Source organism: Thauera terpenica 58Eu (genome assembly GCF_000443165.1).
Taxonomy (GTDB): Bacteria; Pseudomonadota; Gammaproteobacteria; order Burkholderiales; family Rhodocyclaceae; genus Thauera; species Thauera terpenica.
Genome location: NZ_ATJV01000001.1, coordinates 195768 through 212186 on the forward strand (window position 1 = coordinate 195768; position 16419 = coordinate 212186).

The 16419-nt window shown below is 61.8% G+C and carries 14 protein-coding genes and 1 riboswitch; of the genes, 10 read left to right on the plus strand and 4 right to left on the minus strand.

Going from position 1 to position 16419, the window contains the following annotated elements; translation table 11 throughout:
* Positions 1 to 53: 53 nt before the first annotated feature.
* From metH to M622_RS21705, 3 genes are all read right to left on the minus strand, one after another.
* Positions 54 to 3815: a methionine synthase gene (metH, locus tag M622_RS21695; protein WP_031346058.1), complete on the minus strand. Its 3762-nt coding sequence runs from the start codon at positions 3813 to 3815 to the stop codon at positions 54 to 56.
* A 76-nt stretch (positions 3816 to 3891) separates the two neighbouring features.
* Positions 3892 to 3968: riboswitch (S-adenosyl-L-homocysteine riboswitch) on the minus strand.
* 82 nt (positions 3969 to 4050) lie between these two features.
* Positions 4051 to 4632, minus strand: coding sequence for a hypothetical protein (locus tag M622_RS21700; RefSeq protein WP_370696020.1), 582 nt, complete (start codon positions 4630 to 4632; stop codon positions 4051 to 4053).
* A 19-nt stretch (positions 4633 to 4651) separates the two neighbouring features.
* The gene (locus tag M622_RS21705) at positions 4652 to 5143 is read right to left on the minus strand and encodes a hypothetical protein (RefSeq protein ID WP_021247649.1); all 492 of its coding nucleotides are present in this window, start codon (positions 5141 to 5143) and stop codon (positions 4652 to 4654) included.
* A 76-nt stretch (positions 5144 to 5219) separates the two neighbouring features.
* Here M622_RS21705 and M622_RS21710 point away from each other — a divergent pair, with 76 nt between their 5' ends.
* Together M622_RS21710 and M622_RS21715 are read left to right on the plus strand one after the other, a co-directional pair.
* Positions 5220 to 5564, plus strand: coding sequence for an ABC transporter substrate-binding protein (locus M622_RS21710; RefSeq protein ID WP_370696021.1), 345 nt, complete (start codon positions 5220 to 5222; stop codon positions 5562 to 5564).
* A gap of 250 nt (positions 5565 to 5814) precedes the next feature.
* A complete protein-coding gene (locus M622_RS21715) occupies positions 5815 to 6159 on the plus strand; it encodes a cupin domain-containing protein (RefSeq protein ID WP_031346062.1) in 345 nt (114 codons plus the stop codon).
* A gap of 139 nt (positions 6160 to 6298) precedes the next feature.
* On the opposite strand, the gene M622_RS21720 is transcribed toward M622_RS21715, so the two are convergent.
* The gene (locus tag M622_RS21720) at positions 6299 to 7141 is read right to left on the minus strand and encodes a hypothetical protein (protein ID WP_157281917.1); all 843 of its coding nucleotides are present in this window, start codon (positions 7139 to 7141) and stop codon (positions 6299 to 6301) included.
* A gap of 86 nt (positions 7142 to 7227) precedes the next feature.
* On the opposite strand from M622_RS21720, the gene M622_RS21725 reads away from it, so the two are divergent.
* From M622_RS21725 to cas2, 8 genes are all read left to right on the plus strand, one after another.
* Positions 7228 to 7938: a CRISPR-associated endoribonuclease Cas6 gene (locus M622_RS21725; protein WP_021247653.1), complete on the plus strand. Its 711-nt coding sequence runs from the start codon at positions 7228 to 7230 to the stop codon at positions 7936 to 7938.
* A gap of 174 nt (positions 7939 to 8112) precedes the next feature.
* Entirely contained in the window at positions 8113 to 10866 is a 2754-nt protein-coding gene (locus M622_RS21730) for a hypothetical protein (RefSeq protein ID WP_174377401.1), read from the plus strand.
* On the plus strand, positions 10823 to 11893 hold the full coding sequence (gene cas7d / locus M622_RS21735; RefSeq protein WP_217995293.1) for a type I-D CRISPR-associated protein Cas7/Csc2: 1071 nt from the start codon (positions 10823 to 10825) through the stop codon (positions 11891 to 11893). Before M622_RS21730 ends, cas7d begins: the two co-directional genes overlap by 44 nt.
* Positions 11890 to 12573, plus strand: a complete 684-nt coding sequence (locus M622_RS21740; RefSeq protein ID WP_021247656.1) for a hypothetical protein — start codon at positions 11890 to 11892, stop codon at positions 12571 to 12573. The genes cas7d and M622_RS21740 overlap by 4 nt, the downstream gene beginning before the upstream one ends.
* A gap of 12 nt (positions 12574 to 12585) precedes the next feature.
* A complete protein-coding gene (locus M622_RS21745) occupies positions 12586 to 14580 on the plus strand; it encodes a DEAD/DEAH box helicase (RefSeq protein WP_021247657.1) in 1995 nt (664 codons plus the stop codon).
* Entirely contained in the window at positions 14558 to 15124 is a 567-nt protein-coding gene (locus tag M622_RS21750) for a Dna2/Cas4 domain-containing protein (protein ID WP_021247658.1), read from the plus strand. Before M622_RS21745 ends, M622_RS21750 begins: the two co-directional genes overlap by 23 nt.
* Entirely contained in the window at positions 15124 to 16098 is a 975-nt protein-coding gene (gene cas1 / locus M622_RS0119710) for a CRISPR-associated endonuclease Cas1 (RefSeq protein ID WP_031346064.1), read from the plus strand. Before M622_RS21750 ends, cas1 begins: the two co-directional genes overlap by 1 nt.
* A complete protein-coding gene (gene cas2, locus M622_RS21755) occupies positions 16098 to 16397 on the plus strand; it encodes a CRISPR-associated endonuclease Cas2 (protein WP_021247660.1) in 300 nt (99 codons plus the stop codon). The genes cas1 and cas2 overlap by 1 nt, the downstream gene beginning before the upstream one ends.
* Positions 16398 to 16419 lie beyond the last annotated feature (22 nt).

The following is a 16419-nucleotide window of genomic DNA, read 5'->3' on the forward strand; positions in this document are numbered from 1 at the left end:
CTGGCACAAGGCCACAGGCCGCAAGGGCCTTGTGGATTCAATACAAGCCCGGCTCAGAGCAGAGGCGCCAACCAGCGTGCGGCCTCCTCCACTTCCATGCCGGTGCGCTGCGCCCAGTCCTCGAGCTGATCGCGGCCGATCCTGGAGACCGCAAAATAATGACTGTCCGGATGCGAAAAATAGAAACCGCTCACCGCGGCCGCCGGCATCATCGCGTAGCTTTCGGTCAGCTCCATGCCGATGCGGGCGCGTGCGCCGAGCAGCTCGAACAAGGGCCCTTTCGAAGTATGGTCCGGACACGCAGGATAGCCAGGCGCGGGGCGGATGCCGCGGTATTTTTCCGCGATCAGCGCCACATTGTCGAGCGCTTCATCGGCGGCATAGCCCCAGCACTCCCTGCGTATGCGCTCGTGCAGCCATTCGGCGCAGGCCTCGGCGAGACGATCAGCCAGGCTCTTGAGCATGATGGCGCGGTAGTCGTCATGCGCGGCCTCGAACTCGGCGAGCTTGGCTTCGATGCCCAGGCCGGCGGTCACCGCGAAGGCGCCGACCCAGTCTTCCACGCCGGAATCCTTGGGCGCAATGAAGTCCGCCAGGCACCAGTGCGGCTTGCCCGCCGGGCGCTCATGCTGCTGACGCAGACCGTGCCACACCATGGCCAGCTCATCGCGTGCTTCGTCGGTGTAGATCTCGATGTCGTCGCCCACCGCATTGGCCGGAAACAGCCCGAACACTGCCTTCGCCTGCAGCCAGTTGCCGGCGATGAGCGCGTCGAGCATCTCCTTGCCATCGGCAAACACCCCGCGCGCGGTCTCACCCACCACCTCATCATCGAGAATTGCGGGGAAACGGCCCGCCAGGTCCCAGGTCTGGAAGAAAGGGCCCCAGTCGATGTAGGCGACGAGCTCGTCAAGTTCGACGTCGATCGCCTGCACCCCGAGCATGTTCGGCCGCGGTGGCTGATAGGGCAGGAAGCCGGCCTGGTGCGCGGTGCTGCAGGCGGCCACCGGCGCCGCCGTCCAGTCGGTGCGGAAGGCGTTGGCGCGCGCCGCCTCCAGGCTGACGAGGGTGACGCCCTTCTTGTTGGCGTGGAGGGCGCGGATCTTCTCGTAGTCGGCCGCGGTCTCGGCCTTGAATTGCTCGCTCTGGCCTTCGGACAGCAGCGCGGTGACCACGCCCACCGCGCGTGAGGCGTCGGGCACATAGACCACCGCGTTGTCATAGTGCGGAGCGATCTTGATCGCGGTGTGGTTGCGGCTGGTGGTGGCGCCGCCGATGAGCAGCGGCACGCTGAAGCCCTGACGCTTCATTTCGGCGGCCACATGGCTCATCTCCTCGAGCGAGGGCGTGATCAGCCCCGACAGGCCGATCGCCTGCGCGCCGTGCTCCTTCGCCGCCTCCAGGATGCGGGTCGCGGGCACCATCACACCCAGATCGATCACCTCGTAGCCATTGCAGCCCAGCACCACGCCGACGATGTTCTTGCCGATGTCGTGCACGTCGCCCTTGACCGTGGCGACCACGATGCGGCCCTTGCTGCTGGCGCCGGTGCGCAACTTTTCCGCCTCGATGTAGGGGATCAGGTGGGCAACCGCCTGCTTCATCACACGCGCCGACTTCACCACCTGCGGCAGGAACATCTTGCCCGCGCCGAACAGATCGCCGACCACGTTCATGCCCGCCATCAGCGGGCCTTCGATCACCGCCAGCGGTGGCCGGCCTTCGGCTTCGAGCCTGGCGCGCACCTCTTCAGTGTCGCCCACCACGAACTCGGTGATGCCCTTGACCAGCGCATGCGACAGGCGCTCCTCGACCGGCCACTCGCGCCAGGCCAGATCCTGCACCGACTCCTTGGCCTGCCCCTTCACCGATTGCGCGAGCTCGACCAGCACCTCGCCCGGACTCTGCCCGGACGCGGTCTTGCGGTTGAGCACCACGTCCTCGACCTTTTCGCGCAAGTCGGGAGCGAGTGCGTCGTACACGCCGAGCTGACCGGCGTTGACGATGCCCATCGACAGCCCGGCCTTGATTGCGTGGTAGAGGAAGACGGTATGGATGGCCTCGCGCACCGCGTCGTTGCCGCGGAAGCTGAAGCTTACGTTCGAGACCCCACCCGAGGTCCTGGCGTGGGGAAGGTTTTCCTTGATCCAGGCCACGGCATTGATGAAGTCGACCGCGTAGTTGTCGTGCTCCTCGATGCCGGTGGCGATGGCGAAGATGTTGGGGTCGAAGATGATGTCCTCGGGCGGGAAACCCGCGCCGCCTTCGGCCACCGGCTTGATCAGCAGCCTGTAGGCGCGCTCGCAGATCTCGGTCTTGCGCTTGAAGGTATCGGCCTGGCCCTTCTCGTCGAAGGCCATCACGATCACCGCCGCGCCGTAACGCCGCGCCAGCCGGGCCTGGTGCAGGAAGGCCTGCTCGCCCTCCTTCATCGAGATCGAGTTCACCACCCCCTTGCCCTGGATGCACTTCAGGCCAGCCTCGATCACCGACCACTTCGAGGAGTCGAGCATGATGGGCACGCGCGAGATGTCGGGCTCGGTGGCGATCAGCTTGCAGAAGCGATCCATCGCCGCGATGGAGTCGAGCATGGCCTCGTCCATGTTGATGTCGATGACTTGGGCGCCGTTCTCCACCTGCTGGCGCGCCACCGCCAGCGCCTCATCGAAGCGGCCTTCGAGGATCATGCGCGCGAAGGCCTTGGAGCCGGTGACGTTGGTGCGCTCGCCCACGTTAACGAACAAGGCATCCGGACCCACGTTGAAGGGCTCCAGCCCCGACAGACGCAGCTGCTTTTCAATCCTGGGCACGACACGCGGCGCGAAACCCGCCACCGCGTGCGCGATCGCCGCGATATGTGCCGGCGTGGTGCCGCAGCAGCCGCCCACGATGTTGAGCAGCCCACTCTGTGCCCATTCGTGAATCTCGGCGGCGAGGTGTTCGGGCGATTCGTCGTAACCGGTGGCCGACAGCGGATTGGGCAGACCCGCGTTGGGGTGGGCGGAGACGTGGGTATCGCAGACGTTCGACAGCTCTTCGACGTACTGGCGCAGCTGATCCGCACCCAGCGCGCAGTTCAGACCAAAGCTGATCGGCTGCGCATGGCTGAGCGAATTCCAGAACGCCTCTGCGGTCTGCCCCGACAGCGTGCGCCCGGAGGCATCGGTGATCGTGCCCGAGACCATCACCGGCCAGCGCCGGCCCAGATCCTCGAACAGCCTTTCGATCGCGAACACCGCGGCCTTGGCGTTGAGGGTATCGAACACGGTCTCGATCAGCAGGATGTCCGCGCCGCCTTCGAGCAGCCCCCTTGCCGAGTCGTAATAGTCGTCGGCCAGGGCATCGAAGCTGGTGTTGCGAAAACCGGGGTCATTCACGTCGGGCGAGATCGACAGCGTGCGCGAGGTCGGGCCCAGCACGCCGGCGCAGTAGCGCGGCTTGGAGGGGTTGAGCGCGGTGTACTCGTCGCACAGCTGGCGCACCAGGCGCGCGCCCTCGACGTTGAGCTCATAGGCCACGGCGTCCAGGCCGTAGTCGGCCTGCGAGACGCGGGTGGCGTTGAAGGTGTTGGTCTCGATGATGTCCGCGCCGGCCTCGAGGTAGGCGCGATGGATGGCGCTGATCACCTGTGGGCGGGTGAGCACCAGCAGGTCGTTGTTGCCCTTGAGATCCTTGGGGTGATCCAGGAAGCGCTCGCCGCGGTAGTCCGCCTCGCCCAGCTTCTCTTGCTGGATCATCGTGCCCATCGCGCCATCCAGAATCAGGATGCGCTCGGCGAGCAGGCTGCGGAGTTCGGTGCTGCGATCGGCTTGCATGGGGATGTCCTCGGTCATTCAAAAGTCGCCGGGCAACGCCACCCACACATGCGAACGGCGCCACAAACCAGCTGATGGTTTGTGAGCGCCGTTGATCGGTTGCCGAGCCTGGCCCGCGAATTTCTGATCGGGGTCGCAACGCTCCTCGGCAAGGACGGGATTGTATCGGCTCCAGCCAGGACTTGCCAACATGGCGATAAACACCTGGCGACAAGGACTTACCGGGAGCAGGGGCTCACCAGTAGGGAAAGAAGGGGTGAGGCGGAAAAAACGGATGGCGGTAATACGGATAAGGATAGCCCCAGGGTCCGAAGTACGGACCTTCGCGTGGATAGAGGTAAGTCTGGCTGGTACGCACCACCTTGCCGTCGATGAAATGCACATTGAACAGCGTGCCCACACCCGGCCCGTCATTGCGCACGTTCCAGTCCCACACCTCCTCGCCCGACTGCTTGAACACCTGCTCGGAACGATGCTGGCCGAGCAGGCGGTCGACCTCCTCGCGCGTCATGCCACGCTGTACACGCGCCAGGTTTTCCTCGGAGAGCGCATTCCACTGCCGCAGCACGATGCCGCCCTGATCGACCTGCACCATCAGGCAGCTGCGCCCATTGGGCTGGGTTGCGTACTCGAGGGTGTGCGTGCCATCGCCATCCTGCCAGCGCCGCGTGGGCTCGCCCTTGGCGGCCAGGGTCTCGGCCTCGGTGGTGAAGGGGCGTGGCGGAGCGTAAGTCACGCAAGCGCTCAAGGACAGCGCACCCAGCACCGCAAGCAGCATCGCCAGCCAAGGCAAGCCCCCCGTCTTTGAATTCGTCATGGCCATGACCACCCTCCGTTCAGCGTCTGTATTGGGTGTAGCGGCTGGTGCCGACCACACGACCATCGGTATTGAAGGACACGGTAAAGAACACCGGTTCGCTGCTGCCCGCAAAGCCATGGCTGATCTTCCATTCCCACACCGTCTCCTGCTTCAACGCAAAGAACTGGCTGCGCGCGGGCTTGCCGAGCAGGCGACGCACCTCGTCGCCATTGAGCCCGTTGACCACGCGGGCGAAGCTCTGTTCGTCGAGCACCTGATCGACGCGGCGCAGGATGTTGTCCGCGCCGAGGGTGATCATGAAGCACTCGATGCCTTCGGGCTGACGTGAAAACTCCCAGGTCACCGAGCCATCCGCGTTGGTCCACTCCATCTCCGGCACACCAAAACGGTCGCGCACCTCGGTGGCGGTCGACACCCCGGGCTGGAGCTCGCGCAGCTTGAAGTAATCACAGGCGCTGATCCCGAGCGCAGCCAGGACGGTGCACAAATAGGCAAGCAGACGTTTCATGCGTGGTGTTTTCCCTATTCGCTCGCATCTGCCGGGCAGCAGATCACTGGGCTAGAATCGATCATCACCTCGGGATTTGCAACGCCCACGCGGTGACTCTTTGCAACCTTCGGAGACACGGCGCGAGTTCACCAACGACGAGGCCACCGACTTCACCGCCATCCTCACCAAGATCAAGCCCCGCACCCCCGACGCCGGGGTGCAACTCTACGCCCCCTACAGCTACGACGCCGCCACCGCGCTCATCGAAGGCATGAAGGCCGCCGACTCGACCGACCCGGCCACGTACCTGCCCGCCATGCAAAAGGTGGACTTCAAGGGCGTGACCGGCAACATCGCCTTCGACGCCAAGGGCGACATCAAGGAAGGCGGCATCAGCCTGTATCGCTACGCAGACGGCAAGTGGGAGCCGTTGAAGTAAGCGCGCTGCAGCAGCGGACGGACGCCCACGCGGCGCCCGGTCTGTGACAGATGCGAACGGCGATGGGGGCGTAAACGGCGCCCCCATCGCCGTTTACGCGCTGCGCGACCACCGCCGCAGTGCTTTCCCCGCCAGAACTACCGTTCTGGATACGTTATTGTCGAATACAGGCAAAAGCCCTGAGCCCAAACGCCCTACAGTCTCCCTGCCCTGTTGCTTGGCAACGCAAATCCGACTACTTGGAGACAACATGAATAATCCGATTACCGTTCTACGCGACACCGTGCCCGTGCCCATGCTGGATGCCGGAAAGTGGGAGCGCATCGCTGGCGAGCCGCATACCGTCAACCTCAACGCCTACCTGTCCGACGACGGCACGAAGATCATGGGCACCTGGATCTGCACGCCGGGGAAATGGCGGGTTTCGTACGACAAATGGGAATACTGCGACTTCCGCGAGGGCTACTGCATCATCACCCCCGACGGCATGGAGCCGATCCATCTCAGGGCTGGCGACATCTTCATCGTCGAGCCCGGCATGAAGGGCACCTGGGAAGTGGTCGAGACCGTTCGCAAGTACTTCGTCTTTGCCTGATTCACCCTCGGCCCGACGCTGAATTGACAAGCTCACGCCCGCAGGCATTTGTTGCCTGCGGGCGTGAGTGTTTGTGGAGGATGGCAGCGCTGCAATGGCGCGAGCCGTCACTGGCTCATCGCCGCACGACTGTCCCCGCTCATTCGACTGTTTGTGGAATCCAGGTTTCGTAGTGATCATTGCCGAACCATCGGTATCTGAGCGCCCGATCAACGTAAGGCTTGACGGCTTTTCTGACGGATGGAATGACCATCGTGTCAGGCCGACTGTTGTCGGTCATGGATGACGCCCATTCCTGCCTCAGTACCGCCGCGAGCGCCGCGGGCAACTCCGAAGACAGGCGATAAACCGCACTTGACTTGCTGTGCCAGTCCGCATCTTCAGATGAGGGCACTGCATCCCAAATCATCTCGCCGTCAATCGACTCGACACGGGCCGGAACGAGGTCGATGAACATCCCTTTCTCCTGCCCTGCGGCCCACTGCGCGTAGCCTCTGAAGTGGACGCGGTCCGGCACCTGAACCAAAGCGTGCGGACTGAAAGTCATTGGGAAGACGCCCTGCTTCGAGTGGTATTGCATGCGGACAGCGCATTTGTGGGTGCAAGCCGCATAGAGGGCGCGGAACACCTCCGCGTCGGGTTCCGGCATGAGCCCGTGAAGGGGGTTCTCCACCCGTACACCCAACGGGTAGTCCTCGGGTGCATTCTGGAACAGGATCGAAATCCCATCGAGCATGCGCACAAGGTCCGACGGGCGAGAGGGTGCGAAGCGCAATCCCTCAGAAGTATCCGCCAGCTTTCGCATCCGTCCTTGGGAGTTGATCAGCCGAACCCGATAGGTCCGCTCGAAGCGACTGATCGTATTGCGCTGCACATGCTCGCGGCTCTGCCCGAGGATCTTGGCAAGGCGCGAGGCCTGGAGACCTGACTCCCAGTAGGCCAGATACTCGAAGAAGATTTCATTAATCTTAGGCACATTCATAGTGTGTGAAAGTATCACAGTTATGACAATGAAAAATCCTTCGTGCTCGGATAAGATGACCTCGTAATTTCTCACGAGAGCATGACATGAGAGTTCTGATCGATTTTCGCAAGCAGCCCCAGCGCTACCGCTACACCGACAGCATGAACGCAGCCCTGGTCGCCGGACTGGTCGCGGCTGGCCTCCATTCAGACGACTTGGTGGGAGAAAAGGCACTTCCATGGACATTCGGCACCGCAGGCAAAGCTGGCCCGGACGGCAGGAGAACGGTGTACTCGGTCATCCTTTCATCACCTTCGCCACGCTTCGCCGAGGCGCTTGCGCGCCTTGATCCCGACGAGATTCGGGTGGCGTCGAGCAATGGCGACGCCATTTATCTAGGTGGTGCGGCACTACGCCACTGCCCGAGCTTGCCGCCCGAAGGGGTCGCGGAATTGATGGTGAGCTTTGCCAGCCCGTTCCTGGTGCCCATGCCCAAGCAGGGCCGCGAGAAAACCCGCTTTCATGATGATCTCGTCGGCGTAGACCTCAACGCCGCACTGCTTGCCGGCCTTACTCGACGTGCAGGCCGCGCCCTGGATCTGACGATTTCGAGCGATCGCCTCTCGATGACGACAGATCTCAAAAAACAGCTCGTCCACATCCGACGCCTGTCGAATGGCAAGCCACTTTTTCATCCTGCCTTTTCCGTTCCGATGACGCTGCGCGGCCGGCCAGAGGATGTCCGATTCGCCTTTCTGGCAGGTGTCGGCGCCAAGACACGTGCCGGATTCGGCTGCCCGATCCTGATGAGCTGAGGCCGAGACATGTTGTCCATTGCTCCCACACTCTTCAAGCACTTCCTCGACACCGTTGTGATCGGTGCTGCTTTCAGCGATGCAGAACGTGCGCTCACCGCAGGGCCGCTCGGTGCAAAGTCGGCACAGGAGGTCGCAGCCAACAAGCGTATCGATCACCGTGCCCCGTATCTGATGACGGTCTCCGGCAAGGGTGGATACATTCCAGGCCCGGGTTTTGCCAAACGCGAAGGCTTTCGCAACATCAGCCTGCTTGATCATCTTGTCTCTGTCGCACGCGGTAGCGCGGTGTTCGCCGAACTGGATATGCGCGCAGCGGGCATTGACGACACAAAAATCCGCTTGCGCGTCGCGCTGCTCATTGCGGTGGGCTTCCTGCACGATGCCGACAAGATTCTCGGCCTCGCGCGCACGGACGAACTCACGCCAGAGCATGTCGAAAATCTTCTGGAACGATTCCAAGTGGGTCGCTTCCTCGAACAGGCCGGGGTGAATGTGTCTGCGGCCGAGCTGCTTTCCATGATTCATGCAGTGGAGCTCAGCCGCAGTGGCACATTGAAGCCCGGCATGCGCTTGCTTTCGGCAGCAGAGAATGCCGACTGCGGCTATGTGCGGCTTGCTGATCGGCTTGAGGGGCTGTTCCTCAACAGCGCTCTAGGCCCAGCAGCGATGGTGGCAGAACTGCAAAAATTCGGCGGCTTTCGCAGCCCGTTTTTCACCACAGGCTGGCGTGTACTGCACCTCCGTTCAGGCCATACCCCCTTCCTGCTCAACGCACTTCAGCGCGGCTTGAGTGCACAAACCGTCGCCCTGTGCGGCATGCCACCCCTGCTGGAAGTCCATCATGACGGCGAGCTGTTCGCGATCGTTCCAGAGCCAGAGGCCAACAGGATCATCGAAGGGGGAATACAGCGCGCAACCCGGCCCTTGAATCTGAGCCTGCGTGTGATCGTGCCGCAAGGAAACGGCATGCGTGACATTCAGGACGGCGGCGCGGGCGTGGACGACTTGCGCGAGGCCTTGCAAGACGACCCGACTTGCGCGGCCAAGTCCTTGTTCGTGCATATCGACTTGTTGATCGGCGACGCGTCCTTGCGAGATGAAATCGACCGCCTGTTCGGGCCGCTCGGCTTTGCGCCCAACTATGCCGGCATCGACAAGTTTGCCGGCAAGCTCTTCCAGATCTGGCCAGTTCGCTCGGCAGACGACGAGCTGATTCGCACGCTTCGCACCGAAGCAGCCATGATTGCGGTCGCGCTCGGGTGCACCGAACCCACTCTCAAGGCGCTGGCGGCGCAGGTGCCGGCGGCCGAGGTGCGTGAAGCCGAACTCCTTGCCACACTGGCGCAGTGTGGCCACGTGGCGCCGGCATGGCTGACGGCGGTCGCTCACCGTCTGAGCCGCCAGTCCCTCCTGGGCGCGTGGGCGGCAGCCCTTACGGAACAGAACGAGGACTTGCGCGAGCGTCTTTTCGGGGACGATGGCCTGCTCCAACTCTGGCTCTGTGGTGACAAGGGCAATCGCGCCGGCCTGTTGGACAAGAACGGTGATCCCGGCGCGGCGCTGGTTGACGCAGCCATGCAGTGGTTCAAGGCGGTCCTTGGTCGTCGCTTCATGGTGTCAGCGACCGAAGACAGCGCGGGACGATGCCATTTCACCAATCTGCCGGTCGGCATCGAAGTCCGCATCGACTCAAAGTCTGGTCTGGACGGCATCAAGACCAGCGCGTTCTCCGGGAGGGAGGGTCGACCGGAGTCGTTTGAAAGCAGCAAGGCCCAAACCCTGGTTTCGCCCCCTGTAGCCGCTGAACATCGCCTACGCACGCTGATGAGCGAGGGTCGTGGCAATGGTGATGTTCCAGCCTATGTCTCTGCACCAACCATGATGGGACTCTTTGCCAGCCTGAGCATGAGAGCGGACGCCGATTTCATTCAACTGAATCACTACGACCTGATGCGTCAGGAAATCAAACCGGACAGGCCGGTTTTCCCCGAAAGCGAGATCTACGGGCAGCGCCTGATGTTCGGCCGTCACACCTCCATTCCCGCCAAAACCGTGGAGATCATCGCCTTTGCGCGAATGATGCTGCAGTCCGCATTGCGAATGGGGCGACCGGTGCACGTATTCCGGGGTCTGCCCACACCTGAAAACGCTTTCGTACATTTCGACTTCCTGCCTGGCGCCATCGAACGCGGTATCGGTGGGCGCTCCTTGCGACTGGAGCAGATTCCGCCGGCAATCGAACTGTTGCGCGCACTCGAAGCGATGAGCGAAACCCCGAATCTCGGACTGGAACTGGCGCTGCGCTACGCCGACCCCACTACTCGCTTTGCCGCCGCCTGCGAAGCACTCGCGGTGCTTAATCGCCTGTCGGACGACAAGCTTAACAAGCTCGGCAGCCTCAGAACCACCCTTCAAACTTTCACCCGGAGCCCGGATATCAACATGACACCGTCAGACAACGTATTGATCGAATTTGCCCGGGCGATGACTCGGGTGCAGGACGCGCCTTCACGCGACGCAAGCAACGCGGTTCGCACGCTCGGCCTCAAGGTCGCGCTTGATGCCGTCGAAGCTTGCGCAACGGCCCTTCATCAAACAGGCAAGGAAACACAGATTGCGGCCATCGCAGGCACGCTCGAGAACGAATTCGAGCGCTCGTCCCGCCTCGCGTGGCGTGGCAGTCAAAAACAGCTGCCATTTCCCCGCGTGGCGGCGACGGCGGCAGCCACCCTGTTCGTGGAAAAGGTCTGGCCCATCGCATTCAAAAGCCGCCCGCCTGCGTCGAAAGCACGTCGAATCGCAATGGCTGTCTATCAAGTGGCCTTCGAGGTCGAATCCTACCGTCCTCGCGACAAAGCGAATTCTGAAGCCACGGTAGCCGATGGCGCTGCCAAGACCCAAACAAGCGCTGAACCCAACACCTGAGTCTGAACTGGAGATCATGATGCCCCTGAACACCCTCAAGCCCTACCTGGGCGACATCGACGCGCTGCTTTCCATCACCGAAGAGGACGCAAAGAAATCCTACGCCCAACCCGCGCTGAAGAACTTGGGCTCGGTCACCTTCGTGGTGCTACGAGAACTCATCTCACCGGCCTCGTTTCGCAACGCCGAATCAGAGATTACCGATATTGAATCGCGAGGCCGTCGTCATGTCCGCGCAGTGGCCAACAAGTTCAAGTTTGGCGAGCGCGCGCGCGGGCTACAGGTATTGCGCTTTTTCGCAGCGGGCGGCGTTTCCGCACAAAACAAGACCGCCTTTTACGGCAAGGAAAAGCCGTCCGACAAGTTCGACCTCAATGCCCTGGTGTTCGGTGACAGTGCCAATGCGGGCAACAAGGTGTTGCCGGTGAAAGCCGCGGCGCAGTATTCAGACGCGATCTCACTGCAGGAATATGGCGACGCGGTTGATGTCACCTTCCACAACCGCGCATCGGAAGACGGCACGCTGTTCAATGCGCAAAAGAAAGAAAACTCGGTCAACCTGTTCGACCGGCACTTTGTCCGCCCCGGCACCCTGTTGCTGCAAACCATCTCGTTCAACGGCAAAGTGGCGCCGCTCGAGGCAGTCGAGCACTTGATCCTTTCGATGGGTCTGGCCGGCGCCTATGGCGGACAGACGTCGATCTACGGCGTCAATGTGCGCAATCATGTGGTCGGCTGCTACGCCGGGCGCTTCGAGCGCGACCTGGCCAGCCCCTATGTGGCCGTCGACGCCCTCTATCAGGCCGGCGTGGATGTTGCAGATTCCGTCGCCGTCGTGGATGCCTTGAAAAACCTGTACTCGCACGCCTACCCGATCGAGGTAAACGGCGCTGAGATTGTTGATGTGCAGAAATCCCTCATCGCCCGACTCGAGGCCGAAGACGATGGCATGCGTACAAGCTATCAGGGCAATGCGAAGAAAATTGGCATGTATTTCGACGCCTGGTTTGAGGGAATAGGCGGATGAGCACGCCGACTGCCACACCGGTCCGGGCCATAAGCCTGACGCCGTTTCACTATCACAGCCTGGCAGTGCCTTCGGGCACAGCGACGCTGGCGGCCTATCTGGCCGATCGTTCAATGTCGTATGCACTGGCCGGCGCCATGGGGGCGCTCGCGCCCTCGGCAGCCTTGCCGCAAAAGGACTATGCACGCGATCTGCGCCAACTACCCTGGCTGTGCTCGGTCTTCGAAGCGCGCAATCCTCGTCTGTTGCCAGCGATCGGCAAGCGGCTGAACCTGGACACCGAGGGCGGCTACCAGAAGCGGGTCATGGACGCGACCGGCACCGGCAACCTGAAGACCTGGTTCTACATCCAGGAAGTGCCCGTCGGCGTGGAATACGACGGCGCCATTTTTGGCATGGACCCGTTTCGCATGGCCAGCGAGGTGGAGCAAAAGGAAGTCACGGAAATCATCGTCCGCACCGGACGCCACTTGGGCGGTCTGCTTTCACTCACCCGTCAGCAGGACAGTAGACCCGTCCGACTCAACGCTCACACCGCCCATCTTTTCGGACAGCGCCCCGAGGATGACCCCGCGCTGGCGGTGGATGTCTTCGCCTTGTACGACATCCAGGTGACCGCGCCGATGGAACTCGACATCGCAGCGGCCACGGTGGGCAACTGGCGAGACTTTCAGGCCTGAGGGGCGGTGGACATGGAGCCGATCGAGTTTGTCATTCCGCGCCACGCCGTGCCATCCGACCCGCACAGCGGCCTGTCGCCGCTACAGGAGCGGATGCTGAACGAAGCGGCACCCATCCGCATCTTCTCCGCACCGACCGGAGCCGGTAAGAGCTACGCCTATCAAAAGGGCATGCGCGAGCGTGACGAGCGGGTGCTGTTCATCGTTCCCACTCGCCGTCTGGCGCAGAACCTTGCACAAGGACTGGTCAGCGACCTGATGCACGACGGTGTGCCGGAGAAGAAAGCGCTGAAGCAGGTGTTGCTGTGGACCTCGGACGAACGCCAACGTCAGGAAGCCGAAGAACCCCAGATTCGCAGCCGCGACCGCCGCATTGCACAGGTGCGCGCAGAGGCGACGCGCAGCGGTGGCGGCTTCATGGTCGTTGCCACCCCGGAAAGCGTGGCTTGGTATTTGTTGAATGCGCATCTGCGTACCGACGGCATCGATCCGGAAAACCTGCTCGACCTCCTGCGCCTGTCTCATGTCGTCTTTGACGAGTTCCATACGATCGAGGCGCGTGGCATGGGCATGGCCTGTGCGCTGGCCACTTTTGCCTGGCAGGCGCTGGGCACCGCACGCATCAGCTTTTTGTCGGCCACCCCGATCGATCTCAAGACCACCCTGGTCGGTTTCGGGATCCCAGCGGAGCAAATTTTGATCGCAGCAGAAACCGTGGTGACGGGCAGCGCGCTTGAAACAGCCGACATGCGCGCAATCCATGGGGATGTCTCGATTCGGATTGAAGATGGCGAGGGCTTGATCTCTGCGCTGGATATCCACCGCACGCAGATCATCGACACGCTGGCACGTACCGATGACGGGCGGCAAGTGGTGTTGGTGTATGACTCGGTAAAGCAACTGCTGGCCGACAAGCACGCACTGGCGACCTGGTTTGGCAACATCGGCGTCGGGCCAGCTGAGCGACTGGCGGTCAACTCGGTGGACGACAGCGTCGAGCACGAACTCGATGAGCTGTTCACCATCGGCCGCCAGACCGACCCACGGCAGTTCAAGGTCTTGGTTGCGACGTCGAGCATCGAGATGGGCGTGAGCTTCAAGGCTGGCCTGATCCTGATGGAGCCCGGACATGATGCCTGCTCATTCGTGCAGCGCATTGGCCGCGTCGCGCGAGGCGATCTGCCGGGGGCGGTGATCGTGCATGTCACGCGCGCGCAGCTTGACCGTCACGCGTGGTTGCGCCAGTTGAGGCTGGACCTGGCACAACAAGCACCACGCATCCCGATAGACCGCTTCATCGACCTGGTACTGAAGGCGGTGCGAACCCGCTTCGATGTCAGCGCTGACGAACTGATTCAGGATCAAGGTGATTTTCGTCGCATGCCGCAATCCGCTATCTGGTGTGCCGGCTTGTTCTGGGCTGCGCTGCAGCGCAGCGCACGCTACAAGGGCATGAGGGATACTTTGCGCAACTTCCAGCCTCGCCACGCAGCCGTCGTTGACGCACTGCTGAGAAAATTGGAGCACTGCGGCCTGGATGCCGCGCGCACGTGGGCTCGAGCCTTTCTCGAGGAGGCCAAGCGGCTGCGCATGATCCTGCCGAAAGTCTGGCTGGTCGATTCATTGGGCAAGAGGAAAGCCATTCCATGGCACCTCTACGCAAGCACCGAAGCCTTGATCACTGCACCCACACGCCCGGGGAAAAACGATCAGATCGAAGTACTGCTTTCCGGCTCGATCGTAGAGATCGAGTGTGCCTTGGGCGGGCGTTGGGTGCGGCGCCACGAAGAGGCCTTGTTCCCGCATGCAGGGTGGACGAAGTCGTTCGAACTGGACGCGATCAGGGAGGCCTGGTTGCGTACCGTCAAGTCCGAAAAGCGCGACCCCGGCCTGTCCGACCAGCAGCTCACAGCGCTCGAAGCCGCTGAAAAGCTTGTTCGACTGTCGGGCATCGTGCCCATGAGCACGGGCGAAATGGTGGCCAATGACGCAAGCCTCATCTGCTGAGCTCGGCGAATGGGATGCCCCGGTGCGCCGATTTCATGCGCTCGCGGAGCAATTCGACCTGCATGGCCTGCTGTTCCAGCACCTCGAATTGTGCGAACGACGTGCCTGGCTACATCTGAATCGAATCGACTATGCCCATCTGGAACCGCGCATGCAGTTGGGCATTGTCGCGCATGAGATTCATCGACCCCGTGATCATTCGGTCGAGGGGCTGATGGGGATCGCACCGGACCGCGTAGATTGGGCTCGTCGCGAAGTCATCGAAGCCAAGGCGGGGGCCGGTGCGCGGGCGGCCGTTTCATGGCAGACCCGCTTCTACGCAATCATGCTGATGGCCGCCACCGGAGTGCGCTGGTCGGCGGCCAACGAGATTATCGGCGGCCGCAAGCACATCACGGTTGAAATCAAACTCGCCAACATTATCGAGATGGTCGAGATGGCGCAGCGCCTGGTGCGCTTGCGCGCCGACCCGCTGCCGCCCGCCGCAGCGCAAAAACCAATTTGCGCATCCTGTTCATATCGCTTCCTGTGTGGGCATAGCTGATGGAAACGCTTTACCTGACCAAGGACGTAAAGCTGGTGCGTGAGCACTCAACCCTGGTGGTTATTCCGTCCGAGGGGCCTCGGCGCCGGGTGCCGATTGAAGGCTTGCGCAATGTCATCGTTGCAGGAGAGGCGCAGTTGACCACGGCCGTGCTCGGGCTGTGCGGTCGAGGCGCGGTCCGGGTAACCATTCTCGACTGGCACGGAAACGTGGTTGGAAGTTTCGAACCCAAGGGTTCGCCCGCTGCCGGAAAGATTCGACTTCTTCAGGCTGCCGCGCACCTCGACCCCGCTCGTCGCATGGAGTTTGCGCGTGCGTTCGTAATGGGTGCAGCGCGCAATATAAAAGTAAATCTTAAATATCGAGCCTACCGAGGCAATCGTGACCTGGAACGAAGCCTGTCCTTGATAGACCCGCTGATCGCACGTATTCCCCAGATGGAAACCGTAGAAAGCCTGATGGGTATCGAGGGCCAGATCCGGGCGTTCTATTACGACGCCTGGGGCATGATCGATCATCGGCTGGACTTTGGCGCACGCAGGCGCAGACCACCGAACAATCCCATCAACTGTCTCATCTCCTGGTTCAATGGGCTGGCCTATGCGCTGGTCCGCAACGAAATCGCAAAAACCCACCTGGATGACTGCATTTCGTTCCTGCACTCCAGCCAGGAGGCGCGCGCATCGTTGGCGCTGGACCTCTCCGAGGTATTCAAGCCCGCCATCTGCGACACCTTGATCTTCGAGGCTGTGCTCCGCGAGCAAATCAAGCCCGAGTGGTTTCATCAGGAAGACCAGGTGTGCCGTTTGTCCGAACTTGGACGAGGCAGCACGCTCGAGTCATGGGTGCGCAAAACTGAGGAGCGGGTTCAAGGCGAACCGTCCTTTCGTGAAGTGATACGCCAGGAAGCACTGGCGCTGGAGCGGGACCTCCTTGGAATCAAGGAGTACCGCCCCTGGCGGAGGAAGATCTGATGTTCATCGTCATTACATACGACGTAAGAGCCCACCGAACCGAGATCTACAAGCGCCTTCTGCTAAAATTTCTGACCCACGAGCAGAACTCAGTCTTTGCTGGCGACTTGACCGAGGCGCAGTATCGCAAACTGCGCGCCAGCATTTCCAGAATTGCAATTCCGGACGACCGGGTTTTGCAATTCCGCGCAATGAACCGCCATAACATCCAGGCATCCATCCTGGAAAAGAATAGCGGAAATGGCGCACTGACCGAGCGCTCCCTGCTCCATCACGAAATGAATGCGTTGATCCTGTGACTACGATATCGGATCGTGCAAA